At 75.6% G+C, this 25796-nt stretch carries 17 protein-coding genes; 8 read left to right on the forward strand and 9 right to left on the reverse strand.

The genetic code is table 11. The annotated features are described in order from the left end of the window. Positions 1–30 precede the first annotated feature (30 nt). From allB to M0638_RS16175, 3 genes are read right to left on the reverse strand one after another with little or no spacing between them, the layout of a single operon-like run. Positions 31–1443, reverse strand: coding sequence for an allantoinase AllB (gene allB / locus M0638_RS16165; RefSeq protein ID WP_248668035.1), 1413 nt, complete (start codon positions 1441–1443; stop codon positions 31–33). Positions 1444–1458: 15 nt separating this feature from the next. Next, the gene (locus M0638_RS16170; RefSeq protein ID WP_248668036.1) at positions 1459–2250 is read right to left on the reverse strand and encodes an SDR family NAD(P)-dependent oxidoreductase; all 792 of its coding nucleotides are present in this window, start codon (positions 2248–2250) and stop codon (positions 1459–1461) included. A 7-nt stretch (positions 2251–2257) separates the two neighbouring features. Further along, on the reverse strand, positions 2258–3343 hold the full coding sequence (locus M0638_RS16175) for an ABC transporter substrate-binding protein (protein ID WP_248668037.1): 1086 nt from the start codon (positions 3341–3343) through the stop codon (positions 2258–2260). A 241-nt stretch (positions 3344–3584) separates the two neighbouring features. Here M0638_RS16175 and M0638_RS16180 point away from each other — a divergent pair, with 241 nt between their 5' ends. After that, entirely contained in the window at positions 3585–4493 is a 909-nt protein-coding gene (locus tag M0638_RS16180) for a LysR family transcriptional regulator (protein WP_248668038.1), read from the forward strand. Between the two features lie 237 nt (positions 4494–4730). On the opposite strand, the gene M0638_RS16185 is transcribed toward M0638_RS16180, so the two are convergent. Next, on the reverse strand, positions 4731–5873 hold the full coding sequence (locus M0638_RS16185; protein ID WP_248668039.1) for a DUF808 domain-containing protein: 1143 nt from the start codon (positions 5871–5873) through the stop codon (positions 4731–4733). A 299-nt stretch (positions 5874–6172) separates the two neighbouring features. On the opposite strand from M0638_RS16185, the gene M0638_RS16190 reads away from it, so the two are divergent. The 7 genes from M0638_RS16190 (at position 6173) to M0638_RS28865 (ending at position 19341) form a co-directional block, all read left to right on the forward strand. Continuing rightward, positions 6173–8335 carry a S1 family peptidase gene (locus M0638_RS16190; protein WP_248668040.1) on the forward strand — a complete coding sequence of 721 codons (2163 nt, stop codon included), beginning with the start codon at positions 6173–6175 and terminating at the stop codon, positions 8333–8335. Positions 8336–8344: 9 nt separating this feature from the next. Next, positions 8345–9655, forward strand: coding sequence for a YfaP family protein (locus tag M0638_RS16195; RefSeq protein WP_248668041.1), 1311 nt, complete (start codon positions 8345–8347; stop codon positions 9653–9655). Between the two features lie 85 nt (positions 9656–9740). Further along, positions 9741–10793 carry a VWA domain-containing protein gene (locus tag M0638_RS16200; protein WP_248668042.1) on the forward strand — a complete coding sequence of 351 codons (1053 nt, stop codon included), beginning with the start codon at positions 9741–9743 and terminating at the stop codon, positions 10791–10793. Between the two features lie 307 nt (positions 10794–11100). Further along, the gene (locus M0638_RS16205; RefSeq protein ID WP_248668043.1) at positions 11101–14154 is read left to right on the forward strand and encodes a virulence factor SrfB; all 3054 of its coding nucleotides are present in this window, start codon (positions 11101–11103) and stop codon (positions 14152–14154) included. A 428-nt stretch (positions 14155–14582) separates the two neighbouring features. Beyond that, entirely contained in the window at positions 14583–17180 is a 2598-nt protein-coding gene (locus M0638_RS16210) for a virulence factor SrfC family protein (protein ID WP_248668044.1), read from the forward strand. A gap of 41 nt (positions 17181–17221) precedes the next feature. Next, complete coding sequence (locus M0638_RS16215) at positions 17222–17860, forward strand: YciI family protein (protein ID WP_248668045.1); 639 nt, start codon at positions 17222–17224, stop codon at positions 17858–17860. A 113-nt stretch (positions 17861–17973) separates the two neighbouring features. After that, positions 17974–19341, forward strand: coding sequence for a hypothetical protein (locus M0638_RS28865; protein ID WP_282572071.1), 1368 nt, complete (start codon positions 17974–17976; stop codon positions 19339–19341). A gap of 120 nt (positions 19342–19461) precedes the next feature. Here M0638_RS28865 and M0638_RS16225 read toward each other — a convergent pair whose 3' ends face one another. The 5 genes from M0638_RS16225 to M0638_RS16245 form a co-directional block, all read right to left on the reverse strand. Continuing rightward, entirely contained in the window at positions 19462–20250 is a 789-nt protein-coding gene (locus M0638_RS16225) for a PEP-CTERM sorting domain-containing protein (protein WP_248668046.1), read from the reverse strand. A gap of 109 nt (positions 20251–20359) precedes the next feature. Further along, positions 20360–21346 (reverse strand): Bug family tripartite tricarboxylate transporter substrate binding protein, encoded by a 987-nt coding sequence (locus M0638_RS16230; RefSeq protein ID WP_248668047.1) that lies wholly within the window; start codon positions 21344–21346, stop codon positions 20360–20362. Positions 21347–22078: 732 nt separating this feature from the next. Further along, complete coding sequence (locus M0638_RS16235; RefSeq protein WP_248668048.1) at positions 22079–23299, reverse strand: CaiB/BaiF CoA transferase family protein; 1221 nt, start codon at positions 23297–23299, stop codon at positions 22079–22081. After that, on the reverse strand, positions 23299–24561 hold the full coding sequence (locus M0638_RS16240) for an acetyl-CoA hydrolase/transferase family protein (protein ID WP_248668049.1): 1263 nt from the start codon (positions 24559–24561) through the stop codon (positions 23299–23301). Before M0638_RS16240 ends, M0638_RS16235 begins: the two co-directional genes overlap by 1 nt. Before the next feature lie 13 nt (positions 24562–24574). Next, positions 24575–25741: an acyl-CoA dehydrogenase family protein gene (locus M0638_RS16245; RefSeq protein WP_248668050.1), complete on the reverse strand. Its 1167-nt coding sequence runs from the start codon at positions 25739–25741 to the stop codon at positions 24575–24577. Positions 25742–25796 lie beyond the last annotated feature (55 nt).

Below are 25796 nucleotides of genomic sequence, written 5' to 3' on the forward strand. Positions count from 1 at the left end.
GGCCGCGGGCGAGGCCCGCGGCCGGCCCGGTCAGGCGGTGATCGCCGCCATGGTCTGGTCCACGTGGCGCGGCCGGGGCTCGGGCATGCGCTGCACCCGGCCGACCGACTGCCCCCAGCCCTCGGTGCCCGGCACCAGCGCGCGGTCGCGCATCACGAAGCGCCCGCGCACCAGCGTGTGGACCGGCACGCCGCGCACGCCCATCCCCTCGAAGGGCGTCACCTTGGCGCGGGAATGCAGCGCCCCGGCGGCGATGCGCTCCTCGCGTGCCAGATCGACCACGGCGATGTCGGCATCGGCGCCCGGGATCAGCGCGCCCTTGCGCGGGAACAGGCCGAAGGCGCGCGCCGGGGCGCCGGCGCTGAGGCGGACGTAGTCGGTCAGCGAGAGCCGGCCGCGCGCCACCTGGGTCAGCATCAGCGGCATCTGCGTCTCGACGCCGGGGAAGCCGCAATCCACCTGCCAGATGGTGTTGCGCGTCTTCTCCTCCGGCGCGTGCGGGGCGTGGTCGGTGGCGATCATGTCGATCACGCCGTCGGCCAGGCCGCGCCACAGCGCCTCCTGGTGCGGCTTCTCGCGCACCGGCGGGTTGACGCGGATCACCGGGCCGATCTCGTCATAGGCGCGCTCGTCGAAGAGCAGGTAGTGCGGGCAGGTCTCGCCGGTCACGTCCACGCCGCGCGCCCGCGCCTCGCGCAGCGGCCGCAGCTCGTCGCCCGAGGAGATGTGCAGCACGTGGATGCGCGCGCCGGTCCATTCCGCCAGCACGCAGGCGCGCGAGACCGCCTCGGTCGCCACCACGGCGGGGCGGGAGCGGAGATGGTCGAGCGGCGTGTCCTTGCCCGCGTCGCGCAGGCGCTGCGTGCGGCGCGCCATGATGCTGGCGGTCTCGGCGTGCAGCGAGATGCGCAGCCCGTGCCGCGCCACGATCTCGAATGCCTCCAGCATCGCCCCGGTGGAGGGCGAGGGCAGGTCGCCGAAGGTGTTGCCCATGTAGAGCTTGAAGGCGTTCACCCCGCCCGCGACCAGCGCCTCGACATGCTCCAGGTTCTCCTCCCCGAGCAGGCCGTAGAGGCCGAAATCCACCCGCGCCTTGGCGGCCGCCGCCTGCTTCGCGCGCAGCCCCTCGGGCGTCGAGGTGGGCGGGATCACGTTGGGCATCTCGAACACCGTCGTCACCCCGCCCATGGCGGCGGCGGCGGTGCCGGTGTCCCAGTCCTCCTTGTGGGTGTAGCCGGGATCGCGGAAGTGCACGTGCACGTCGATGGCGCCGGGCAGCACGTGCAGCCCGGCCGCGTCCAGCACCTCGCGCGCCGGCGGCATGGCGCCGTGGTCGCCCACGGCCATGATGGCGCCGTCGCGGATGGCGACGCTGGCGGGGAACACGGCGTCCTCGGTGGCCACCCGGCCGTTGGCGATGACGAGGTCGGCGAATTCGGTCATGGCGTCACTCCCCCTTCACAGCATCGCCCAGCCGCCATCCACCGGGAGGTCCACCCCGGTGATCTGGCGGGAGACGTTGGAGGCGAGGAACAGGCAGGCATTCGCCACGTCCTCGTCCACGGTGATGCGCTTCAGCGCGTAGTCGGCGGCGTGCCGCTCCACCGCCTGCTCCTCGGTGATGCCGAGGCGGCGCGCCATCTCGGGCACCACCTTGCCGCGGAAACGGTCGCCGTCGACCATGCCGGGCGCCACGCAGTTGACGTTGACGCCGTAGGGCCCGGCCTCCAGCGCCATCGACTTGGTGATGCCGCGCAGGCCCCACTTCGAGGCCGAGTAGGCCATCCGCCCGGCGCGGCCGCGCATGCCGAAGGTGCCGCCCACGTTCACGACCTTGCCGTCGCGCCGCGCGATCATCCCCGGCAGCACGGCGCGCATCGTGTTGAAGCAGCCGGCCATGTTGAGGGTGACGATCTCGTCGAACTCCTCGCGCGTCGTCTCCCAGCCGGTCTTCCCGATCGGACCGGAGCCGCCGGCGACGTTGACCAGGATGTCCACCCGGCCGAAGCGCGCTTCCGCCGCCGCCACCGCCGCGTCGCACTGCGCCGTGTCGGTCAGGTCGCAGCGCGTCACCAGCACCTCGGCGCCGAGCTCGCGCGCCCGCGCGGCGACGGGCTCGATGGCGTCGAGGTCGCGGCCGACCAGCGCCAGCCGGCAGCCCTCGCGCGCGAAGGCCAGGGTGACGGCGGCGCCCATGCCCTTGGCCGGGCCGGTGATGAGGGCGACGCGGCCCTTCAGATGCAGGTCCATGTCCGGTTCAGTCCACCAGCTTGCGCGGCCGCTCGGCGAGCGGCGGCAGGAATGCGCGGGAGAAGACGTCGCCCACCGCGGGGCGGGTCGGCAGGTTGTTCGACTCGGCGACCGTCGCGATGGCGCGCGCCATGCGGGCCTCGTCGATGTCGCCGAGGCCGATCCGCGCCAGTTCCGGCGCGCTCATCTCGTCGGCCACGGTGGCGTCGAAGCGGGCGCGCTCCACCGCGAGGTCGAGCAGGCTGTCGCGCCTGCCCACCGCCGCGACCGCCGCCGCCGGGTCCTTCAGCGCCTCCGCCACGCCTCGGTTGATCGCCGCGAGCAGGCCGCGCACCGCCTCCGGCTTGTCGCGCGCCAGGGCGCGCGAGACCATGATGGTGTTGGAGTAGAGGTCGATGCCGTGATCGGCGTAGCGGATGTAGCGGAGCTGCCGGTCGTCGATGCCGGCGCCGCGCGCCGAGAAGCGGATGGTGTTGACGTAGCCGAAGGCGCCGTCGATCTGGCCCCTGAACAGCATCTGCTCGCGCAGGCTGGGCTGCATGGTGACGATGTTGACCTTCGCGGCGTCGATCCCGGCCGCCTTGGCGAAGGCGGGGAAGAGCTTCAGCTCGCCGTCGTTCGCCGGGCCGCCGATGGTGCGGCCGACCAGGTCCTGCGGGGTGCGGATCGGGCTGTCGGCCCGCACCGCGATGCAGAAGGGCGGCACGTTGTACATCATGAAGACGGCGAGCGGCGCGACGTCCGGCCGGGTCGCGGCGAACTGGATCAGCGCGTTCATGTCGCCGAAGCCGACATCGTAGGCGCCGGCGGCGATCTGCGTGACCGGGGCGGAGGAGCCCTCGCCCTGGTCGATCGTCATGGCCAGCCCGGCCTCGCGGAAGTAGCCGCGGTCCTCGGCCAGGAAGAACCAGCCCTGCGGGCCCTGGTACTTCCAGTTCAGCACCATCCTGAGGCGCGTCGGCGCCTGGCCGCTTCCCTTGGCGCTTCCCTGGCTGCTTCCCTGGGCGCGTGACGGGCCGGTGCCGGCCAGGGCGCCGCCGAGGGCAAGGGCCGGGGCGCCGAGCAGGGTGCGTCGGGGCATGGGGCGGGGCATGGGGGCGGGCTCCATGATCGGGTCTGCCGCTACAGCGGACCGCAGTCCGGTTGGGACTGCGGTTTGCTGTCGCTCGTTGTTCTCGGCGCGGATTCCGCCGCCGGGCGTGTCCGCCCGCCAGCGATCCGCTCCAGGAAAGCCAGGACCGGCGTTCTCCGCCATCGCCGTTTTCCGCGCAGGGCGTCGACGAAAAGTCTACGCTTTCCGGATGGCCCGCCATCCCGCCACCCCGCTTCGGCACATGCGCATCTGGCGCAGCATCGACGCCGTGGCCCGCACCGGCTCGCTGCGGCAGGCGGCGGAGCGGCTGCACATCACCGCCTCGGCCCTGCAGCGCCGCCTCGACGATGTGGAGGCCGATCTCGGCACGCCGCTCTTCGAGCGGTCCGCCACCGGCATGCGCCTGAGCGTGGCGGGGGAGCTGTTCCTGGGCTGGATACGCGCCCAGGATTCGGCGCTGGAGCAGGTCCGCTCGCGCATCGAGGACCTGGCCGGGCTGCGGCGCGGCCATGTGCGCATCGCCGCCAGCCAGGCCCTGGCCCTCTCCTTCCTGCCGGACGAGATCGCGGCCTTCCGCGCCCTCTACCCGGGCGTGACCTTCCAGGTCTCCATCCGCGACCACGCCGCCGCCCTGCACGAGCTGGCGGCGTTCGAGACGGAACTCGCGCTGATCTTCCGCCCGCCGCCCAACGCGGACTGGCAGCCGCTGGCGCAGATCGGCCAGCGGATCGTGGCGATCATGGCGCCGTCGCATCCGCTGGCGGCGCGGGCGACGGTGCTGCTGCGCGACTGCCTGCCCTGGCCGGTCGCGCTGCCGGACCGCAGCCTGGGGGCGCGGCAGATCCTGGAGGAGCGGATGGCGGGCCACTCCGCCCGCCTGCGGGTCGTGCTGGAGTCGAATTCCTTCGAGCTGCTGCGCCATTCCGTGCGCGACGGCCGGACGCTGACCTTCCAGATCGAGACCGGCGCGCCCGCCCGCGACGACCCGGCCTACGCGGTGCGCCCGCTGGACGAGGCCAACCTCGCGCACGGGCCGCTGGTCCTCGGGCAGCTCAGGGGACGGGCCCTGCCGGTGGCGGCCGCCCGGTTCGCCGAGCGGCTGGCGGCGCGGCTGGACGCGGCGCGGGACGATAGAGCATTTTCAAGCTGAGCGTCCTCGCTCAGCGGCTCGGAAAATGCGAAAAATCAAAAGGCTAGAGCCGTTCCGGCCTGATACAGTCAGGCTGGATCGGCTCTAGCCGCAGCGGCGTTCGCGGACCTGCCCGGAGCGCCGCCCCGGATCCCGCGCCGGGGGACCCTGGTGGGTGAAGCCCCCTTCGGGACGTTGTCCCGGATGGACCGGCCACCCGTGCGAGACGCGCCGGGCCACTCCCGCCGCGCGCCGGCGTCACGCCTCGTGCGGGGGAGGCGCCGCCGCCCGGCCGCCGTGGCCTTCCGGGGCGGCCGCCGGGCGCCCTCCCCGAAGCGCCCCGAGCTGCCGCGCCGCCGGCGCGAGCACGTGCTGCACGAGCGGGATCAGCACGATGCCGACGGCCAGTCCGAGCAGGCCGGACAGGCCCGCCGAGACCAGCCACGACACCGCCCCCGCCACGGCCGGCAACGCCGCGCCGGCCGCGTGGGCGAGGTCGTGCACCAGGTGCGCGGGGCCGGTCGCCCCGAACGCCTCCAGCCCGTGCAGCAGGATGCCGCCGCCGACCCAGAGCATCGCCGCCGTGCCGACGATCCCGAGCAGGTGCAGGAAGTGCGGCATGCCGAGCACCACGCCGCGGCCGATCCCCTGCGTCAGCGGCCGCAGCGCGCGATCGGCGCCGCCGGCGGGCGCCGCGCCGGCGGCGCGCCGACGCAGCCCGAGCAGGGTCGAGGCCGGCCGGTCGTTGGCGGCCAGCGACAGGCCCGCATCGTCCGCCTTCACGATCAGCGCCACCGCGCCGTAGACCAGCACGGTGATGCCGAGGCCCACCACGGCGAGGATCGCGGCCCGCATGACGGTCGAGCCGCCTTCCAGCGTGGCGAGGGTGAGCGCCATGATCTCGGCCGAGAGGATGAAGTCGGTCTTGATGGCGCCCCGGACCCGCTCCTCCTCCAGCCGCGCCGGGTCCGCCGGCGCCGGTCCGGCCGCCGCCTCGCGCGCCGCGGCCCCATGCGTCCCGGCCCCATGCGTCCCGGTCCCGTGCGGGCGCAGCGCGTGCCAGATCTTCTCCGCCGCCTCGTAGCAGAGATAGGCGCCGCCCAGCATCAGCAGCGGCGTGACGCTCCACAGCGCGAAGGCGCTGAGCAGCAGGGCGGCGGGCAGCAGGTAGAGCAGCTTGTTGCGCGCCGAGCCGACGGCGATCCGCCAGACGATCGGCAGCTCGCGCGCCGGGGAAAGCCCCGTCACGTAGCGCGGCGTGACGGCGGCGTCGTCGATCACGACGCCCAGCGCCTTGCCGCCCGCGTGCGCGGCCTGCGCCGACACGTCGTCCAGCGAGGCGGCGGCCGCCTTGGTCAGTCCGACCACGTCGTCCAGCAGGGCGAGCAGGCCAGTGCTCACGGGCGATCCCTTTCGTGTGCGGGCATGATGGACGAACGGCAATGTGCTCCGCCGGGTTCCGGAAGCGTGGGCGCGCCGCGCGGATGTAAGGGGGATGTCGGCCGGCGCCTGTAACCATCGGGCAGGCGTCGCGGGAAGCCATCGCGGGGCGGCGGCACGGGGGAGGACGGCGCCGCCGGGCCCTTGCCGGAAGCGATACGCCCCAGCAACATGATGCCCGCGCCGATCGCCTTCGCCTGCAACGCCTTGCGGCCCCTTGCCTCGGGCCGGTCCACCGGAGCCGCCCGACCGGAGCGCCGATGTCCATGTCGCGATTCCTGCTCGGCTCCGGCCTCGAGAGCCGGGTCCTGCTGCCGGCCGGCGGCCAGGCGGCGATCCGCCAGCACGCGCGGCTGCGGGAGATCCTGGCCGCCAGGGCCCCGGCGGCGGCCGACCTGTTCGCCGAGCCGGTGCTCGATGCGCGCGAGGACGGCCAGCGCCCCACGCGCGCCTCCTGGTACGCGCCCGCCGGCGCCGAGCCGGTGCCGCTGCCCTCGCTGCGCACCGCCCAGCGGCTGCTGGCCGAGAGCAGCCTGCGCGAGCAGCTCTCGGCGCTGCACCCGCTGCTGGCCGATCCGGAGGTGGCGCCGCTGCTGTGCGCGGCGCTGGCCGTTCCCGGACCCGGAGACATCCTGTGGACCGGCGAATCCGTGGTCCTGGTCAATTGGGGCATGGTGCCGGATTCGGTCGGCGACGCGCCCGCCGCCCTCGCGCGGCACTTCGACGCGACGCTCGGCGCCTGGATGCCGCCGGGCGGCAACCCCTGGACCGCGCCGCCCGCGTCGGCGGCGGAAACGCCGGGCCGGCTGCCGGACACTCCGGCGGGCGCGGCCGCGGGTGCCGCGACCCATGCCGCGCCCGGCCGGGCCACGTCCGCCCAGGGCACGTCCGCCCAGGGCACGCCCGACAGTCCGGCCGGCGTTCCCCCGGGGATGCCGCCCGGACCTCCCGCCGGGTTCCCTCCCGGCCTTCCGCCCGGTCCCCCGCCGGGATCCCCCCCGGGGTCCCCATCGGGCGCACCGTTGCCCGCCGGCCGGTCGGGCGGGGTGCTGGGCGCGGTGGGCGCGGTGCTGGCAGCCATCGTCCTCGTGCTGCTGCTCTCGGCGGTGGCGGTCGCGGCCGGCTACTACTACGGCTGGCACCGGCTGGTGCAGGAGTTGCAGGCCCAGGTCCCGCCGCCGGGCGATCCCGGCCTGGACGCCGACATGCGCCGCATGCAGGAAGGCGTGAACGAGGGGCTGCGCCAGCGCATCGCCACGCTGGAGGGCGCGCTGCGCGGCAATGTCTGCGTCGCTCCCGCCGGCCCCATGCCGGCCCTGCCCGAGCAGCGCGCCGATCCGGCCGCGCCCGACCGATCCCCTGGACAGCCCCCTGGGCAGCAGGCCATGCCGCTGCTGCCGCCGGCGCCGGAGGCGCAGCCGGTGGAGCGCCCGGCACCGCAGCCCGGGCAGGCGCCGGCCGTCACCAACCTCGCCGACCTGCTCGACGATTCCGTGGTGCTGGTGCTGGGCCAGGTGCAGCGCCCGGACGGGCAGGGCATCAGCACCGGCACCGGCTTCGCGATCGGCCCGCGGCTGGTCGTCACCAACCGGCACGTCGTCGCGGAGGTGACGCCGGGGCGGCTGCGCGTCGCCAGCCGCCGGCTCGGCCGGCTGGTCGCCGCCGAGGTGGTCGCCAGCACCCCGGGCAACGAGCCGGGCCAGCCCGACTTCGCCGTGCTCCGCCTCGCCGAGGGCGAGCTGCCGCCGCTGGTCCTGACGCCGGCCGTGGACCGGCTGCTGCCGGTGGTGGCGGTGGGCTTCCCCGGCTTCGTGGTGCAGCCCGGCGACGACTTCCAGCGCCTGCTGCGCGGCGAGGCCGGCAACCTGCCCTCGCCGGTCTTCACCAGCGGCGAGGTGAGCGCGCTGCAGGAGCTGCGCGGCCAGCGCGTGGTGATCCACACGGCGGCGATCAACCGGGGCAATTCGGGTGGCCCGCTGGCCGACCGCTGCGGCCGCGTCGTCTCCGTGAACACCTTCCTTCGCGCCGACCGCGAGGTGGCCTACCGCGCCGACTACGCCCTGCCCACCGCCTCGCTGCTGGAGTTCCTGCGCCGCAACAACGTCGAGGCGCGCACCGAGGAAGGACCCTGCCGCCCCGCCGCGGCCTCGCCGGCCGCCCCGTCGGCCGGCCCCCAGGGTGGGGCCCAGGGTGGAGCCCAGGGTGGTCTCCAGGGTGGGGCCCCTGGTACGCCCCCGCCGGGTACCGCTCCGCCGGGGGCCGCGCCCCAGGGCGCCGCCCCGCAGGACGGCCGCCCCGCCAGCCCGCCGGGAAGCCCGCAGGGCGGCACCCCCCGTCCGCCCGCCGGTCCCGCCCCCGCCCCGCCCGTCCCCAACCCGTCGGCGCCCGGCAGCCCGCCGGCGCCCGCCGCCCCGTCGCGCTGAGGCCGGGCCGTGGCGCGGCTGCGTCTCCTCAACGAGATACCCCGCGCCGAGCGTCGGCCGGCGCGCGTCTTCGAGGGCACCGCCCTCGACTACCGCGACCAGATCCGGCAGCACCTGCTTGCCCAGGGCCTCGCCGCCCATGCCGAGCTGTTCGCCGAGGCCAACCCGCTGCCGGATCGCGTTCAGTGGTTCACCGGCCTGGACGGCGAGATCCGGTCCCTCGACACGCTGCCGATCGAGCGCCAGCGCGCGCTGGCCGCCGAGACGGCCGGGCTGGTGGAGGATCTGTCGCGCGAGGCGGAGCGGCTGCGCGCCGAGCGCAACCCCTCGCTGCGCACCCTGGGCGAGCTGCTGGCCGTGGCGCTGGAGGGCTCGCGCCTCGCCGACCTGCGCCTCGTCGGGAAGCAGCCCGTGCTGGCCGGCTGGGGGCTGCGGCCGGTGGACACCACCTCGCTGCCGCCGCCCAACCTGCTCGGCGAATTGCGCCGCGTCGCCGCCGTGGCGCCGCCAGCCCCGCCGCCTTCCCCGCCGGCGCTCCCGGAGCCCCTCCCGGAGCCGTCTCCACCCCCGCCCGGACCGACGCCGCCCCCGCCGCCCCCTGCCGCCGCGCCGGCGCGCGGGCCATGGCCGCTGCGCCTGCTGGCGGCCTCGGCGGCGCTGCTGCTGCTGGCGGCGCTGCTCGCCTTTCTCCTGCCCGGACTGGTGGCCGGCGCCGTGGCCGCGCTGCGCGCCCCGCTGCCGCGCATCTGCCAGCCCGCGCCCGCGCCGGACGAGGGGCTGATCGGCCTGCAGCAGGAGGAGACGCGGCTGCGCGCCCGCGTCGCCGAGCTGGAGCGCGGCCTGGCCGAGCGCATCGTGCAGTGCCGCCTGGACGCGGCGCCGCCCCCGCCGCCTCCGACGCCGCCTCCCGCGCCGCCGCAGCGCAGCGAGATGGACCGCCGGCTGGAGCGCGAGGGCGCGCGGAACAGCGACTTCCAGGTGACGCTGTCCTGGGACGGCCCCGCCGACCTCGACCTGCATGTCCGCTGCCCGGGCGGGGGGGAGATCTTCTTCCAGAACCGGCGCGCCTGCGGCGCCACGCTGGACGTGGACATGAACGCCGGCGGGCGGATGTCGAACCAGCCGGTGGAGAACGTCGTCTGGGCCGGCCGGCCGGCGCCCGGCACCTGGCGCGTGATCGTGGACTACTACGACTTCGACCGCCGCCGCACCCCCGTGCCCTTCGTCGTGCGCGTGCGGCTGGAGGGCCAGCAGCGCGAGTATCGCGGCGTCGCCAACGGGCCCACCGAGCAGGTCGTGACGGAGTTCACCATCCGATGACGGCCGGGCCACTGAGGGACGTGGCAGCGGGCCGGGGGGCGGCGATCGCGCCTGCCCCGGCCGGCCGGCCGATGGCGAGGGAGCGATGACCGAGCCGCCGACCACGAACGGCATGCCGGGCCGGTCACCCCCCTTGCCGCCGCCCCCCTGGCCGTCGCCCCGGCGGCACCGCTTCCTGCCGGCGCTCGCGCTGGCCTCCCTCGCGGCCGGCCTGCCGCTCGCGGCCCTGGCCGGCTGGTGGGGCTTCGAGCTGGCGGCGGCGCTGCACGGCAGCGACAGCGCGCGTGAGGCGATCTGCCGCGTCCCGCCCGGCCTCTACGGCGACCTGCGCGCCGAGGAGACCGACCTGCGCCGCCGCGTCGCCGAGCTGGAGGGCGACCTCGCCCGCCGCCGTGCGCAGTGCCGCGTCTGCGCCGACCCGGAGGCGGTGGACGTGGCGCTGGTGGTGGACACCTCCGCCTCGATGCGCTGGCCCGCCACCATGGACGCCGCCGCCGAGCGCGCCCGCATCGCCCAGATCGAGCGCGAGGCCGGCCCGGTCGCCGAGCCGCGCGGCAACGACCGCTTCCTGGCCGAGCTGAACCGCACCCCGCCCGCGCAGCAGCGCATGGAGGCGGCGCGCCGGGCCGCCCTCGCCGCGCTGGAGGGGCTGCCGGCGCGGGCGCGGGTGCAGCTCCTCTCCTTCGCCGGCGCGCCGGACGATGCGCAGGAGCGGCCGAGCTGCACCGTCGCGCCGGTGGGCAGCTTCCCGGGGCCGGACCGCGCGCCGCTGCAATCGGCGCTGCGCGCGCTGCGGCCGGATGCCAGCGGCACGCCGCTCGCCCAGGCGATCGAGCGCGGCGCGGCGGCGGTGCGCGCGCGGCCCGAGGGCGTGCCGGGCATGGTGGTGGTGATCACGGACGGGGTGGAATCCTGCCGCGGCGACCCCTGCGCGGCGGCGCGCGCGGCCCGGGCGGCCGATCCGGGGCTGGCCATCGCGGTGGTGGACATCGCGCGCAACGAGCAGATCGCCTGCCTCGCCGAGGCGACGGGCGGGCGGGTCTTCGCGCCGGAGGCGGGGGCGGATCTGGGGCGGCTGCTGGCCGAGCGGCTGCGGGCGGCGCCGCAGAACGCCTGCATCCCGCGCGCGTCGCGGTGAGGGGGGTGGGATTCCCGTCGCTTCCGGCGGGGAAGGCTGCGCCTTCCCCTGCACCCCTACCTTCGGGGAGGGCGTTGCCCTCCCCGGACCCCACCCACCAGGAACCTCAGGTTCCTGGACCTCCGCCGGCGTTTCGCGGCCTCCCGGGATCAACCGTCGGGACTCGAATCCAAATGGGGTTTCCAAAGGGGCTTCGCCCTTTGGTGGGGTCCAGGGGCAAAGCCCCTGGTCCGGAGGGGTACGGGGAGGGTGAAACCCTCCCCGCCGCCCTGCCCAATCCCGGCAACCCGCCTATGATCGGCCGCGCATGATCGAGCCCCATTCCGCGCTCCCCCCTTTCCTGCCGGGCAGCGACGTGCCGCTGGTGCCCAATTCCGGCGTGCAGTTCCTCGACGCCGCCCTGCCGCTGGAGCGCGTCCGCCTGCGCCGCAACTGGTTCGAGCTGCCGCGCGGCGAGGGTCTCGCCGCGCTGAAGGCCCTGCGCGACGCGCCGGACGAGGGCGGCTACGCCTGGGACGAGAACGGCCAGGCGCATTTCGTCGCGATGGACGAGGAAGGCCGCTTCGACATCGACGCGACCGGCGCGCTGGAGCCCTTCCTCGGCAGATGGGTGCCGCTGCCCTACCTGCAGGTCGAGGTGGACGGCCCGCCCGGCCGGCGCCGCTTCGCCCCGGGGCCGGAGAACTGGGCGCGCATCCGCGTCGTGAAGCTCGCGGAGAAGGAGCCGGACGGGCGCACCCACCGCGCCGTGCTGGCCTTCGACACCACCACCGCCGCGCGCCTGCCCGGCGCCGGCTTCCTCACCCCCTGGAACGACGAGCCGGCGCGCTTCGCCCTGGCCTCCACCCCGGCCGAGGCGGGCTGGCTGCTCGACCGGGAATGGATGCGCGGCTGGCTGGCCGAGTTGTACCGCGAGCGCGACATCGCCGGCCGCGCCCTGGCGCCGGACGCGGAGATCGGCTGCCGGCACCTCGCCGCCTACCTCACCTTCCTCGCCGTGCTGGAGGAGAGCGGCGCGCTGCCGCCGATCCGGCTGATCGACCTCGCCACCGCCGAGCGCACGCCGGGCGGGGTGATCGAGGTGGACCTGGTGCTCGACCTCGGCAATTCCCGCTCCTGCGGCTTCCTGGTGGAGCGCACGGCGGGGCGCGCCGCCTCGCTCTCGGACAGCTACCGCCTCGCCCTGCGCGACCTCTCGGCGCCGGAGGAGACCTCCAACCTGCCCTTCGAGAGCCGGGTGGAATTCGCCCGCGCCGGCTTCGGCAAGGAGGAATGGTCGCTGCAATCGGGGCGCGGCACCGCCTTCGACTGGCCGAGCCCGGTGCGCGTCGGGCCGGAGGCGGCGCGGCTGTCCAGCCGCAACCGCGGCAACGAGGGCCAGACCGGGCTCTCCAGCCCGAAGCGGTATCTCTGGGACGAGGCGCCGGTGCTGACCCCCTGGCGCTTCAACCCGGCATCGGACCCGGAGGGCGCCATCCGCGGCGGCTTCCTGCGCTTCGTCTCCGAGGACGGCACGGTGCTGTCGATGAAGCGGCGCGGCGGCATCGCGCTCCGGCCGCTGTTCAGCCGCGCCAGCCTGTTCACCTTCTTCCTGCTGGAGGTGCTGCTCCAGGCCCGCGCCCAGGTGAACGGCTACGCCGCGCGCTACGGCCGGCAGGACCTCGCCGCGCCGCGCCGTCTGGGCCGGCTGATCCTGACCCTGCCGCCCGCCCTGCCGCCCGAGGAGGTGCGCAAGGTGCGCGAGCGCGCCAACGCCGCCGCCTACCTGCTGGAGGACGTGACCGGCACGCGCGGCAGGCAGAAGCGCCTGGAGGTGGAGGCGCGGCTGGACGAGGCGACGGCGACGCAGATCGTCTATCTCTACGACCAGATCAGCCACGCCTATCGCGGCGACGCGCCCGCCTATCTCGACCTGATCGGGCGGCGGCGGCCGCCGGGAACGGGGGCGGAGGCGGCGGGCCAGGAGGCGCCCTCGCTGCGCATCGCCTCGATCGACGTGGGCGGCGGCACCACCGACCTCGCCATCTACACCTACACGCTGGCCGACCGCGTGGTGGTGCCGCGCGAGGATTTCCGCGAGGGCTTCCGCCTCGCCGGCGACGACGTGCTGGAGACGGTGGTGATGCGCCACGTCCTGCCCGGGCTGCGCCGCGCCCTGGCGGGGGCGGGCAACATGGGGATGGCGCGGGCGCAGCACTTCCTGCTCTCGCTGTTCCGCCGGCCGGCCGATACCGAGCCGGAGCGGCAGGCGCGCCGCCTCGCGCTCAACCACGTCCTCGCCCCCGCCGCCCTCGGGCTGCTGGCGGAGTACGAGGGCTGGAGCCCGCTCGCCGCCGGCGGCGTCGAGACTCGCACGCTCGGCGCGCTGCTCGCCGTGCGCGCCCCGGCGGGGCTGCGGGCGCTCGATCCCGAGGCGCGCGCGGCCCAGGGTGGCAACCAGAACCGCGGGCAGTCGCGCGAGGCGGCCACGGTGCGCGCCGCCGCCTGGCTCGACGCGCGCGCCGCCGAGGCCGGGGCCATCGGCTTCCGCACCGAGGCGGCCGAGATCGAGCTGGACTTCGCCGCCATCCACGAGACGGTGCGCCGCACCCTGCGCGACGCGCTCGACCCGCTCTGCGAGATCGTGCACCGCTTCGGCTGCGACGTGCTGCTGCTCTCCGGGCGCGGCGCGCGCTGGCCGGCGGTGCAGGACCTCGTCACCGCCTCGCTCGCCGTGGAGCCGGACCGGGTGCAGCCCATGCACCACTACCGCGTCGGCGCCTGGTATCCGCATGCCGACGCGACGGGGCGCATCTCCGACCCCAAGACCACGGTCGCGGTCGGCGCCATGCTGTGCCGGCTGCTGCGCGACGGGCAGCTCGACAACCTCGCCCTGGTGGACAAGTTCGGCATGCGCTCCACCGCGCGCTATGTCGGGCTGATGGAGAACGACGGCCGCATCCGCGCCGACCGCGTGCTGTTCAGCGGCCTCGACCTCGACAGCGAGGAGGGCGGCGGCGAGATGGCGGAACGCACGCTGCCCTTCTCCGGCCGCTGCTTCCTGGGCTTCAAGCAGTTCCGCGCCGAGCGCTGGCCGGCGAGCCCGCTCTACCGCATCGAATTCGCCTCGCCCGAGGCGGCGCAGGGCATCGCGCTGCCGTTGCAGGTGACGCTGCGCCGCTCCTCGGGGCGGGCGCCGGACGGGGGCGAGGCGACCGACTTCGAGATCGACGAGAGCCGGGTGTTCGACGCGCGCGGCAACCGGCTGGCGGAGCGCACGGTGCGGCGGCGGCTGCAGACGCTGCGCTCCGAGGATGGCAGCTACTGGCTGGATACCGGGCAGCTCGCGACGCTGGACGCGGTGCTGGGGGCGTTGGCGTAGGGCGGGGCGCGAGGGACCGTGGGCACGGTTCCCGCCGGCCGGCCCGGGACAGCGGCATGCCGCCGCGCCATTGACACGGATCGGCCGGTGGCGACAGGGAGGGGCGTGGCACCGGTCGTGCCGGGCGCGAGCGAGGCGGAGGCCGTCTTCCATTCCCGAGAACCCCGGCGGCCGGCCGCCCATCGACTTCCTGCCGATCCTCGTGCTGCTCGCGGTCGTCGGTCTGGGCACCCTGGGCTGGTGGCTGTTCCCGAAGCTGCTCGCCCTGGTCACCTACCAGGACTGCGTGGCTTCCGGCCGGATGAATTGCTGAGGCCGGAGCGGATCGCCGGAGGCGTGAATCCGCCCCGGAAGCAACGGGCCACGGCGAAGCGCGGGCGCGGCCGGGCGAGTACGCCCGGCCTGAAAATGCTCTATCCTCGGCCGCCATGTCCGACGCCGAGACCGACTCCCTGATCCGCCGCTGCGCCGAGACCGAACGCGCCGCCGCCGGCGCCCTCGCCTGGCTGCGCGACTTCCCGGCGCGCACCGCGACGCAGCGGCCGGTGCTGGAGAAGGAGCTGCGCCTCGCCGCCGTGGAGGCGCGCAAGCTGCGGGGCGCCGCCGCGCGGCCGGTGGCGGTGGGCGTGTACGGGCTGTCGCAGGCCGGCAAGTCCTACCTGATCTCCACCCTGGCGCGCCCGCCCGGCGAGGAGCTGCTGGCCGAGCTGGACCGGCCGCGCGGATTCCTCGCCGACATCAACCCGGAGAGCGAGAAGGAGGCCACCGGCCTCGTCACCCGCTTCACCATGCGGCGCGAGGCGGGGCCGCCCGGCTTCCCGGTGCGGCTGCGGCTGCTGACCGAGACGGATCTCGTCAAGATCCTCGCCAATTCCTGGTACCGCGACGCCAAGGATTCCGAGGCCGCCGGCGCCGTGCCGCCCGAGGCCGTCGCCGAGGCGCTGGCCGCCGCCGGGCGCGACGCGGCGTCCTCGCGCGAGCTGGACGAGTTCGACGCCGAGGATGCGTGGGACCTGCAGAGCTACGTGGAGACGGAATTCCGCGGCTACCTCTCGGCGCAGGATTTCCGCGGCCCCTTCTGGGACCACATGGCCGCGCTGTTGCCGCGCCTGCCGCTGGAGCGGCGGATCGACCTCTACGCGCTGCTGTGGAACCGCTTCCCGCCCTTCACCGCGCTGCTGCGCCGGCTGGCCGGGCGGCTGCGCGACCTGCGCTTCGACCGCGACGCCTGGGCGCCGATCGCCGCGCTGGTGCCCAAGACCGAGAGCGTGCTCTCGGTCGATTCGCTCGACCGGCTGCACGACGAGGCGGCGGCGCGGATCGAGATCCAGGCGCAGAACGGCGCCCGCGCCACGCTGACGCGCCCGGAGCTGACGGCGCTGACGGCGGAATTGCAGATCACCATGGCGAAGCGGCCCTGGCCGATCTTCGAGAGCACCGACCTGCTCGACTTCCCCGGCGCGCGCGAGCGCATGGCGAAGAACCATGCGGACGAGGTGCCGGCGAACCCGGCGATCCTCGGCCTCTACTTCCTGCGCGGCAAGGTCGCCTACCTGTTCGAGCGCTACGCCGCCGAGCGCGAGCTGAACGCGCTGCTGCTCTGCATCAAGGAGAGCAACAACCCGTTCGACGCGACGATCCGGCAATCCATCCGCGCCTGGATCGCGCGCACCCATGGCGAGCGGCCGGAGGACCGGGCGCGCGTCGAGACGGCGCTGTTCGTCGTGCTGACGCGCATGGACATGCACTTCAACCGCACGCCCGGCCGCGACGAGAACGCGCCCTCGCACGATCTGTGGGAGGCGCGGGTGAAGTCGAGCCTGCAACAGCCCTTGCAGGAGGCGAACGGGTGGCTGGACAACTGGCACCCCGGCCGGCCCTTCGACAACACGCTGCTGGCGCGCAACCCGGGGCGCTCGCAATCCCTCTCGCGGCTGGCGGCGGATGGCGGGGAGGCGGAATTCCTGCCCGGCGTGCCGGAGCGGATCGCCCGCTGGGGCGGCGAATTCGCGTCGCATCCGGAGATCCGCCGGCACGTGCGCGACGCGCGGCGCGCCTGGGACGAGGTGTTCCGGCTGAACGATGCCGGCATGGCCTATCTGGTCGAGCGGCTCGCGCCGGTCTGCAACCCGCGCCTGAAGCTGGCGCAGGTGGAGAACCAGGTGTCGCTGCTGCGCGATGCGATGCGCCGGCGGCTCTCCGAGTGGCATGTGGGCGACGACCTGGAGACGGAGCTGGCCAAGCGCCAGACGGCGCTGGCGCCGGCCGTCGAGGCGCTGCTCGGCTGCGGCGACGCCGCGACCTTCGGCCTGCTGCTGGCGCAGCTCCAGATCGACCCGGCCGAGGCGCGCGAGGTGCTGCTGCGCGGCGGCGGCAACGGGGAGGCGGCGCAGGCCGCGCCCGCCGCGCGGCCGGGCGGCTCGGTGCGCGACATCTTCGCCCGCACCCGCGCCGGCGCCGCCGCCGCCATCACCGCGACGCGGCGCGACCCGCCGCAGGAGAAGGCCGAGGCGCTGGTCGCCGCCTGGCTCGCCAAGCTGCGCCGCTTCCCGGCCGACCCGGCGCTGCGCGCCTATTTCGGCTTCGACGCCGCCGCCGCCGACGCGCTGGTGGCGGAACTCACCGGCGCCGCGCTGCGCACCCGGCTGACCGACCGGCTCGCCGCCGCGCTGCGCGCCGGCGGCCAGACCGAGCGCTTCGACCTCGCCGCCGAGCGGCACGCCGTGGCGGCGGCGGGGGTGGTGAACGAGCAGGTGAGCCATCTCGGCCTGCGCCAGGACGGGCGGCTGCTGCCGGACCGGCCGCTGCTGGGCGGCGGCGGCCCGCCGGTCTTCGCGCCGCCGCCGCCGCCGGGGCCGGATTTCGAGATCGGCGAGGAGGCGGAGCCCTACGGCGCGCTGTTCTGCGTCGGCTGGATCGACGCGCTGACCGACGCGGTGCGGCGCAACGTGCTGGACCGCGAGGGGGCCGGCCTCGTGGACGCGCGCGAGAACGAGGCGCTGGGGGCGGTGTTGCGGCTGCTGTAGGGCGGGCGGGGCGGCGGGCGACGACGGAGAGGAGACTGCCTGTGACGGAATACCGGATGGTGTTGGCGCGGGCGGCCGGCGATGCGGGCGAGCGGATCGGTGCGGCGCGCCCGGCGCATCTGGCGCTGGTCGAGCCGATGGCGGCGGCGGGGGAACTGGTCCTCGGCGTGCCGCTGCTCGACGCCTCGGGGGCCTATGCAGGCTCCCTCATGCTGGTCACGCCGGCGGCGGCCGAGCGCTACCTGGAGGCCGAGCCCTTCCGGCGCGAGGGCGTCTGGCGGGACTGGTCGGTGCACCCGTTCCGGCTGGCGCCGCTCGATTACCGCCCGCTGCCGCGGGGGCCGGCGCCGGCCGTGCCGAGCCACACGGTCGTCATCGCCTGGGATGGCCGCGACGCGGCGGCGCCGGACCGCCGGCTCGCGGTGCGCGAGGCCCATTTCGGGCGTGCCCGCGCCGCCGCATCCGCGGGGATCATCACGCTGGGCGGCGCGCTGCTGGAGTCGCCGGGCGGGCGGATGATCGGCTCCCTCGCCATCACCGCGCATCCGGACGTGGCGGTGGCCCGGGCGTGGTGGGCGGCGGATCCCTATGTGACGGGCGGGGTCTGGCAGGAGATCGCCTGGCACGCCACGCGCTTCGCGCCGCTGCCCTATCGCCCGCTGCTTGGCGCGGCGGCCTAGGGCGGATCCCGTTCGCCATGGCCCACCGAAGCCGCCCCGGCTCCCCGCCTTGTCGAGAATCCTCACCCGGCCGGGCGATTCCGCCCGATCGGGAGCCGTTCTAGGCCACGCGCATGCAGTTCCGCATCGAGAAGGTCGACGACCCGACCGGGCAGGTGACCGGCGCGCTGGTGTTCAGCCCGCCGCCGGCGCTGCCGCCGGAGGGCGCGCGCTTCGTGATCGAGCGCTTCGGGCGGGAGAACAACCTGCTCGGCCCGCATGGCTGGGCGGTCTCCTCGACCGGCCTGCGCGCGCGGCAGGTGGAGAAGCGCGACGACGAGCTCTGGGTGCTGTTCGGGGCCGAGGTGTCCTACCACGTGCTGCCCGACACGGCGGTGCACGTCCGCCTGCTCGGCACCGGCGCCGAGGGCTCCGACATCTGGCCGCCGATCCCGCGCGGCACCGCCCCGCCGGCGCCGCCGCGCGAGGAGCCGCCGCCCTCCTATCCGCCCGCCGTATCGCCGGCGGGCCAGGGGCGTGGCCAGGAGCCTCCGGCGCCGGCCCCGGCCGTCGCGCCGCCGATGGTGCCGCCCGGCCGGGACGAGGACGCGACGGTGACCCGGCCGCCGCCCGCCGGCCACGCGCCCGGGGGACTCCCGGCGGGGGCCGGGGTACCGGTCCCCGTTGGCGGCGACGACGACACGCTGAACCTGCGTGGCCCGGCAGCGCCTTCCAGCCCGCCGGGCACGTTCCCGGGCATCTCCCCGGGCATCTCCCCGGTCGGCCCGCGTGCCGGCACGCCGCCCCGCGTCGCGACCGGCGGGGCGCCGCCGCGGCGACGGCCGCGGGAACGCTGGCTGCCCTACCTGCTGATGATCCCCGTGCTGCTGCTGGGTGCCGCCGCGGCGTGGTGGATCCTCGATCGTGGGGTGCCATGGGCGCCGCGCGCCGGGACGCAGGTGGCCGAGGTTCCTCCCGGCGCCCCCGGGGCGCTTCCCGGGGCGCTTCCCGGGCCGGAGCCCACCCGGCCCCCGCCACCGGCCGATCCCCCGGCCCCGCCGCCGGCAGCTTCACCGGCGCCGTCGGCACCATCCCCGGTGGCGCCGGTGAAGCTGCCGGCGGCACTGGTGCCGCCCCGGCAAGCGCCGGCACCGTTCGAGCCGTCGCAGCCCCCCTGGGCCGCCCCGATGCCGGCGGCACCGGCCGTGCCGCCCAAGGGACCGCCCGCCGCCGCGGCGCCCGCCCCGGTCGCCGCCAGCCCCTTCGAGCGCGGCCAGGCGGACCGGCGCGAGATGGAGGCCTGGGTGGCGCGGCAGCCGCCCGGCGTCCGCTACGGCATCGACTACTGGGCGGAGCGTCGCAACCGGCCCAACCCCGGCGACTGCTTCCATCCCGACCCGCAATTCGTCCAGGGCTGCAACGAGGCACGCCGTCGCTTCGGGCCGGTCGACGCGCAGCGCCGGAGCGATCCGGATTACTGGCGCGGCTGGAACAACCCCTGAGCATTCTCAGGCTGGGCGTACTCGCCCAGCGCCTTGGAAAATGCGCCGGATCAAGGGCTGGAGCCGTTCCGGACGGCATTCCGCTCCGGCGCCGTCGGCCGGGCGCGGTCCGACTCCGGTTCAGGGCAGGATCGGCGCCCGTCGGGGCGACGGCGCCGGGGGAGGCGTGACGTCGGGCAGCTCGACCTGGCTCGGCGCGCCGAAGCGGATGTTGTCCACCCCGAACCCGCCCTGCTCCGCCCCGACCAGATGGAATTCCAGCCCGGCGATGCGCGGCACCAGGTCGGCCGTGGCGAGACCCAGGAATTCCGCGCCCAGACGCCGGTTCGTGACGCGGCCCAGCGCCTGCCCCTGGCGGTCGTAGATGGTGATCGCCACCGAGCCGATGGCGTCGAACACGCCGCCCTCCAGCCCCACCGCCGCCTGGTCGGCGTCGAACCAGATCGCCACCGGGCCATTGAAGACCGGCGTGCCGCCGAGCTGCGGCGCCTCCTCCGGCCGGCTGCGGTCGATCAGGGTGAGCGCCGCCGGCGCCGCCGGGTCCAGCGTCAGCGGGGCGGAGGGGCGCCCGGCGAGGCAGCCGGTGGGCACCGCGCCGGGCGGGCACTCCTCCGGCCGCCCCATGCGCCGGCCCTGGAAGAAGCCGCCGAAGCGCACCGTGGGGCTGCCGGGGCCGCCGCCGTAGAGCGCGGGCGGATAGACCGGGTTCGGGGTGTGCGCCGGCAGCTCGCCGAAGGTGATGCGGCCGGCGCCGGCGCGGAACTGCGCCTCCTCGATCCGCTGCACGCGCCCCGCTTCCTGCGCCCGTGCCGGCGGCGCGCCGGCCGCCAGCAGCGCGCCGGTGGCCAGGGCGGCGGCCAAGGCCAGGGCGGCGGGCCTGGGCAGGTCGGGATGTCCTCGTCGTGGCATCGGCCGCCTTCTCGCGGATGGACCCGTTCCATCCTCGGACAGGATGGCCGGGGCAGGAAGGGGGCCGCGGGCCGGACGGGCGCGCCCCAAGGCGGCGGGATGCCGCGGCTCAGTCCACCGTCGCCCCCGACTGCCGCACCACCTCGCCCCAGCGCGCCATGTCCTGCTCGTGCACCCGCCGGAACGCCTCCGGCGAGGGGTCGGCCGGCGGCGTGATCCCCTGGCTCTCCACCAGCCAGCGCACGAAGTCCGGCGCCGCGATGATGCGCGCCACCTCCTCGGCCAGCCGCCGCGTCACCTCGGGCGGCAGGCCGCGCGGGCCGAGCAGCCCGTACCAGGTGCTGCTCTCGAAGCCCGGCAGCCCGCACGCCTCCTCCACCGTCGGCACGTCGGGCAGCGGGCCGAGGCGGCGCCGCACCGTCACCGCCAGCGCCCGCACCTGCCCCTGGCGCACCGCGCCGATGGCCGGGCCGCTCTGGTTGAAGAACATCGCCACCTCGCCGCCGAGCAGCGCCGCCATGGCCGGCCCCTGGCCGCGATAGGGGACGTGCAGCAGCGAGATCCCGGCCGCCTCGGCGAACTGCACCCCGGCGAGGTGGGTCGAGGCGCCGTTGCCGGTGGAGGCGTAGGCCAGCGCCCCCGGCCGCGCCTTCGCCGCCGCGATCAGCTCCCGGCAGGTGGCGAGGCCGGGCGAGTGCTGCGGGCTGACGATCAGCACGTTGGGCACGTCGCCGAGCAGGGCGATGTGCGTCACGTCGCGCATCGGGTCGAAGGGCAGGTGGCGGTACAGCGCGGCGTTGATCGCGTGCGTGCCGGCCGTGGCGAGCAGCAGCGTGTAGCCGTCCGGCCGGGCGCGGGCGACGTGTTCGGAGGCGATGTTGCCGCCCGCGCCGGTGCGGTTGTCCACCACCACCGGCACGCCGAGCGCCTGCGAGAGCGGCTCGGCCAGCTTGCGGGCGTAGATGTCGACGCCCGAGCCGTTGGGGAAGCCGCCCAGGATGGTGATCGGGCGGCTCGGCCAGGGCGCCTCCTGAGCCGGGGCGGGGCGGGGCGGCAGCGCGAGGGCCGCGAGCAGCAGCAGCGCCGCGCGGCGCACGGCCTTTCGGGGCAGACCGGGCGAGGGACGGTTGGGCCAAGGAAAGCTGGGCCAGGGAAGGTCGGGCCAGCGAAGGTCGGGCCGGGAGGCGTGGGATCGCAAGCGGGACACCTTCGGGAGCGGCGGCGGGGGTGGCTTTCCTTCTCGCCGCCTGTGGGCCGTGCCGGCGTTGCCGGTGAGGGGGCAGCGCGTCGCGGCCCGCCGCGCCGGGATCGTCGGCGTGACGGGCGGAGGCCGGTTCCCTCGCCCCTCTTGTCGCACGGTTCGGGCATCCGGCGCAGACCATCGGAGCGGATCGCCCGCGGGCGGACACGCCCGGCGGCGTGAATCCGCGCCGGGAACAACGAGCCACGGCGAACCGCAGCCCCGACCGGACTGCGGTTCGCCGTAGGCGCAAACCCTCGGCGCGGGGCCGACGGCGGCGCCGGCCATGACGGAGGCGGCTGCGGCGGTTCACCAGCCGCGCGGCGCCTCTTCCCCTCCGCCCCGCCGGGGCGGCCGGCCGCTCACCGAGGGCGCGGACGGGGACGGGCGATCTCGCCGGGGCAGGGCCGGCGGAGCGACGCGGAAGCCGGGAAGGCGGGCCGGCTGGCCGTCGCCCTCGCAGCATCGCCGTCCCGGGCCACGGAGAACCCATCGGCATCGGCGCCCTGCGCCGGGCCGGGACGGACCATGCCGACCCCTACGCCGTCCGGCGCGAAGGCCGACCGTCCGCATCGGGGCGTCCGTGCGTCACGGCACGGCCTCGGCCGGCGCCGCCGGCACGATCAGCGCGCCGCCCGCTTCCAGATCCGCGATCTCGGCCGCGCCGAAGCCGGCCTCCGCCAGGATCGCCCGGCCGTCCTGGCCCAGCGCCGGCGCGGGGCCGGTGATCCGGCCGGGCGTGCGGGAGAACCAGGCGGGCATGCCGGGATAGCGCAGCCGGCCGTACCGGCTCTCCTGCTCGACGAAGAAGCCCACCGCCTCCAGATGCGGGTCGTGCAGCAGGTCGGCCGTGTCGTTCACCGGCGCGGCCGGGATCCCGGCGTCGTTCAGCGCGGCGAGCCAGTCCGCCGTGGTGCGCCGCGCCAGCGTCTCGCCGATCCGGCCGTAGATCTCGCCGATGTGCTGGGCGCGGCTTCCCAGCGTGGCGAAGCGCGGGTCCTGCATCCAGGCCGGCTCGTCCGCCACCCGCCGGAAGGCGCGCCAGTGCTTGTCGGTGTAGATCAGCGCCGCGATCCAGCCATCGGCGGTGCGGTACGGCCGGCGGTTCGGCGAGGCGGCGCGGCCGTAGACCGGCTCGCCGCGCGGCGGCTCGAACAGCGCGCCGTTGACGTGGTCGGTCAGCACGAAATTGGCCATGGTCTCGAACATGCCGACCTCGATCTCCTGCCCCTCGCCGGTGCGGGCGCGGTGCAGCAGCGCCATCAGCACGGCGTAGAGCGCGGTGAGGCCGGACACCTTGTCCGCCACCAGCGTGGCGGAGTAGGCGGGCGCGCCCTGCATCCGCTCCTGCAGCGCCGCCATGCCGGACATGGCCTGGATGGTGTCGTCGTAGGCCGGGCCGTTGGCGTAGGGGCCGCGGCGGGAGAAGCCGTAGACGTTGGCGTAGACGATGCGCGGGTTGGCGGCGGCGAGGTCGGCGTAGGTCAGGCCCAGACGCTCGATCGCGTCGGCGCGCATGGCGTGGATGAACACGTCCGCCGTGGCCGCGAGGCGCAGCAGCGCCGCGCGCGCCTCGGGCCGCTTCAGGTCCAGCGACAGGCCGCGCTTGCCGCGGTTGAGGTTGGTGAACATGGCGCCCATGGCGGGCGCGGCCATGACCGGCAATTGCCTGGTCGTGTCGCCCTCCGGGCCTTCCACCTTGATCACCTCGGCCCCGTGATCGGCCAGGATCTGGGTGCAGAACGGCCCCATCAGCACCGACGTCAGGTCCAGCACCCGGATGCCCGCCAGCGTTCCGTGCCCCGCCATCATGCCTCTCCTTCCTCCCGAACCGCCCGTTCCAGCGCCTCGCGGCATTCCGGCGCGGCGATGCCGATCAGCCGCCGGCGACGCTCCGCGAGGCCGCAGCCCCGCAGGTCGGCGGCGCCGTGCTCCGTCACCACCACGTCCACGTCGGCGCGCGGCGTCGTCACCGGGCCCGACAGCCGGTGGACGATGCGCGTCCCGCCCGTCGATGCCAGCGCCGGCAGGGCGATCACCGAGCAGCCGCCCGGCGAGCGCGACGCGGCGCGCGCGAAGTCGGCCTGCCCGCCGATGCCGCCGACCACGGCGCGCCCGGCCTGCTCGGCGTTGACCTGTCCGGTCAGGTCCACCTCGGCCGCGGCGTTGATCGCGACCAGGCGCGGCAGGCGCGCGAGCACCGCGTCGGCATGGGTGTAGCCGCACGGGCGCAGCGCCACGGCGGGATTGCGGTGCACGAAGTCGTAGAGGGCCGCCGTGCCGACCGCCGTGGTCGCCACGCTCACGCCGGCGTCGATCGGCTTGCGCGCGTTGGTCAGCACGCCCGCGCGCAGCAGCCGCATCGCGGCGTCGCCGAAGATGCCGGAATGCAGCCCGAGATCGCGGTGTGCGGCGAAGCCGTCCAGGATCGCCTCCGGCAGCTCGCCCAGCCCGACCTGGATGGTGCTGCTGTCGGCGACCAGCGCCGCGACATGGGCCGCGATGCGCCGGCCGGCCTCGCCGATGCGCGGCGGCCGCGTGCCCAATGGCGCGCGGTCGGTCTCCAGCACCGCGTCGAGCCGGGCGGCGGGGATGGCGGCGTGGCCGAGCGTGCAGGGGACGCGCGGGCTGACCTCGGCGATGACGGTGCGGGCCTGCGCCACCGCCATGTCCATGTAGTCGACGGTGCAGCCCAGGCTGTGCGCGCCGTCGGGGCCGGCGGGCGGCAGCATGAGCAGGGCGACGTCGCAGCGCAGCCTGCCCTCGGCGAGCATCCTGCCCACCTGGCCGCCGTGCAGCGGCAGGATGTCGAGCACGCCGGCATTGGCCAGCGCGCGCGTCGTGCCCAGGCCGCCGATGCCCTGCATCGCGATGTGGTCGGCGTGCTCCGGCCGCAGCGTCGCCGCCAGCCCGGTGCCGAGCAGCACCGAGACCCCGCCGAGCGCCGCGCGCTGGTCCACCAGCGCCTCGACCAGCGTGGGCGGCTCGCCGGCCGCCTGCCCCCAGAGGATCCGGTCGCCCGGCCGGATCAGCCCGCGTAGCGCGGGCGCGGCGGGATCGAGCCGCTGCATCGCGCGCGGCCGGTCAGTAGGATTTCGGCAGGTCGAGCACGCGCTCGGCGATGAAGGAGAGGATCATCTCGCGGCTGACCGGGGCGATGCGCGGGATCAGGCTTTCGCGGAGGTAGCGCTCCACGTGGTATTCCTGCGCGTAGCCCATGCCGCCATGCGTCATCACCGCGGTCTCGGCGGCACGGAAGCCGGCCTCGGCGGCCAGGTACTTCGCGGCGTTCGCCTCGGCGCCGCATTCCGCGCCGCGGTCGTACAGCCAGGCCGCTTTGGCGACCATCAGGTCGGCGGCCTCCAGCTCCGCCCAGTTGCGCGCCAGCGGGTGCTGGATGCCCTGGTTCTGGCCGATCGGGCGGCCGAACACCACGCGCTCCTTCGCGTAGCGGCTGGCCTTGCGCAGCGCGGCGCGGCCGATGCCCACGGCCTCGGCGGCGATCAGGATGCGCTCGGGGTTCATGCCGTGCAGGATGTAGTGGAAGCCCCTGCCTTCCTCGCCGATGCGGTCCTCGACGGGAATCTCCAGCCCGTCGAAGAACAGCATGTTCGAATCGACCGCGTGGCGGCCCATCTTCTCGATCAGCCGCACCTCGACGCGGGAGCGGTCGAGATCAGTGTAGAACAGCGAGAGCCCGTCGGTCTTGCGCCTCACCTGGTCGAGCGGCGTGGTGCGCGCGAGCAGCAGCATCCGGTTCGCGACCTGCGCCGTGCTGATCCACATCTTCTGGCCGTTCACCACGTAGCGGTCGCCGTGCCGCTCGGCACGGGTCTTCAGCTGCGTGGTGTTGAGGCCGACATTGGGCTCCGTCACCGCGAAGCAGGGCTTGTCGCGCCCCTCGATCAGCGGCGGCAGCATGCGCCGCTTCTGCGCCTCCGTGCCGAACACCACCACCGGGTTGAGGCCGAAGATGTTCATGTGGATGGCGGAGGCGCCGCTCATGCAGGCGCCGGATTCCGCGATCGCCTGCATCATGACCGCCGCCTCGGCGATGCCGAGGCCGCCGCCGCCGAACTCGGCGGGCATGGCGATGCCGAGCCAGCCGCCCTGCGCCATGGCGGCGTGGAATTCCTCGGGGAAGGCCGCCTCGCGCTCCTTGCGCAGCCAGTACTCGTCGCCGAAGCCGGCGCAGAGCTTCAGCATCTGCTCGCGGATGTCGGCCTGCTCGGGCGTCAGCGCGAAATCCATGGACGACGTCCCCCGTTGTTGGGCCCCATTGTTGGGCGCGAAACTGTGTCGCCGG

The sequence above is a fragment of the Roseomonas acroporae genome, from assembly GCF_023223525.1.
Taxonomy (GTDB): Bacteria; Pseudomonadota; Alphaproteobacteria; order Acetobacterales; family Acetobacteraceae; genus Roseomonas_E; species Roseomonas_E acroporae.

Excerpts from the sequence above, each read along its gene's own strand:
- allB (WP_248668035.1), bottom strand. The coding sequence starts at position 1,443 with ATGACCGAATTCGCCGACCTCGTCATCGCCAACGGCCGGGTGGCCACC.
- M0638_RS16170 (WP_248668036.1), bottom strand. The coding sequence starts at position 2,250 with ATGGACCTGCATCTGAAGGGCCGCGTCGCCCTCATCACCGGCCCGGCC.
- M0638_RS16175 (WP_248668037.1), bottom strand. The coding sequence starts at position 3,343 with ATGCCCCGCCCCATGCCCCGACGCACCCTGCTCGGCGCCCCGGCCCTT.
- M0638_RS16180 (WP_248668038.1), top strand. The coding sequence starts at position 3,585 with ATGCGCATCTGGCGCAGCATCGACGCCGTGGCCCGCACCGGCTCGCTG.
- M0638_RS16190 (WP_248668040.1), top strand. The coding sequence starts at position 6,173 with ATGTCCATGTCGCGATTCCTGCTCGGCTCCGGCCTCGAGAGCCGGGTC.
- M0638_RS16200 (WP_248668042.1), top strand. The coding sequence starts at position 9,741 with ATGACCGAGCCGCCGACCACGAACGGCATGCCGGGCCGGTCACCCCCC.
- M0638_RS16205 (WP_248668043.1), top strand. The coding sequence starts at position 11,101 with ATGATCGAGCCCCATTCCGCGCTCCCCCCTTTCCTGCCGGGCAGCGAC.
- M0638_RS16210 (WP_248668044.1), top strand. The coding sequence starts at position 14,583 with ATGTCCGACGCCGAGACCGACTCCCTGATCCGCCGCTGCGCCGAGACC.
- M0638_RS28865 (WP_282572071.1), top strand. The coding sequence starts at position 17,974 with ATGCAGTTCCGCATCGAGAAGGTCGACGACCCGACCGGGCAGGTGACC.
- M0638_RS16225 (WP_248668046.1), bottom strand. The coding sequence starts at position 20,250 with ATGCCACGACGAGGACATCCCGACCTGCCCAGGCCCGCCGCCCTGGCC.
- M0638_RS16235 (WP_248668048.1), bottom strand. The coding sequence starts at position 23,299 with ATGGCGGGGCACGGAACGCTGGCGGGCATCCGGGTGCTGGACCTGACG.
- M0638_RS16240 (WP_248668049.1), bottom strand. The coding sequence starts at position 24,561 with ATGCAGCGGCTCGATCCCGCCGCGCCCGCGCTACGCGGGCTGATCCGG.
- M0638_RS16245 (WP_248668050.1), bottom strand. The coding sequence starts at position 25,741 with ATGGATTTCGCGCTGACGCCCGAGCAGGCCGACATCCGCGAGCAGATG.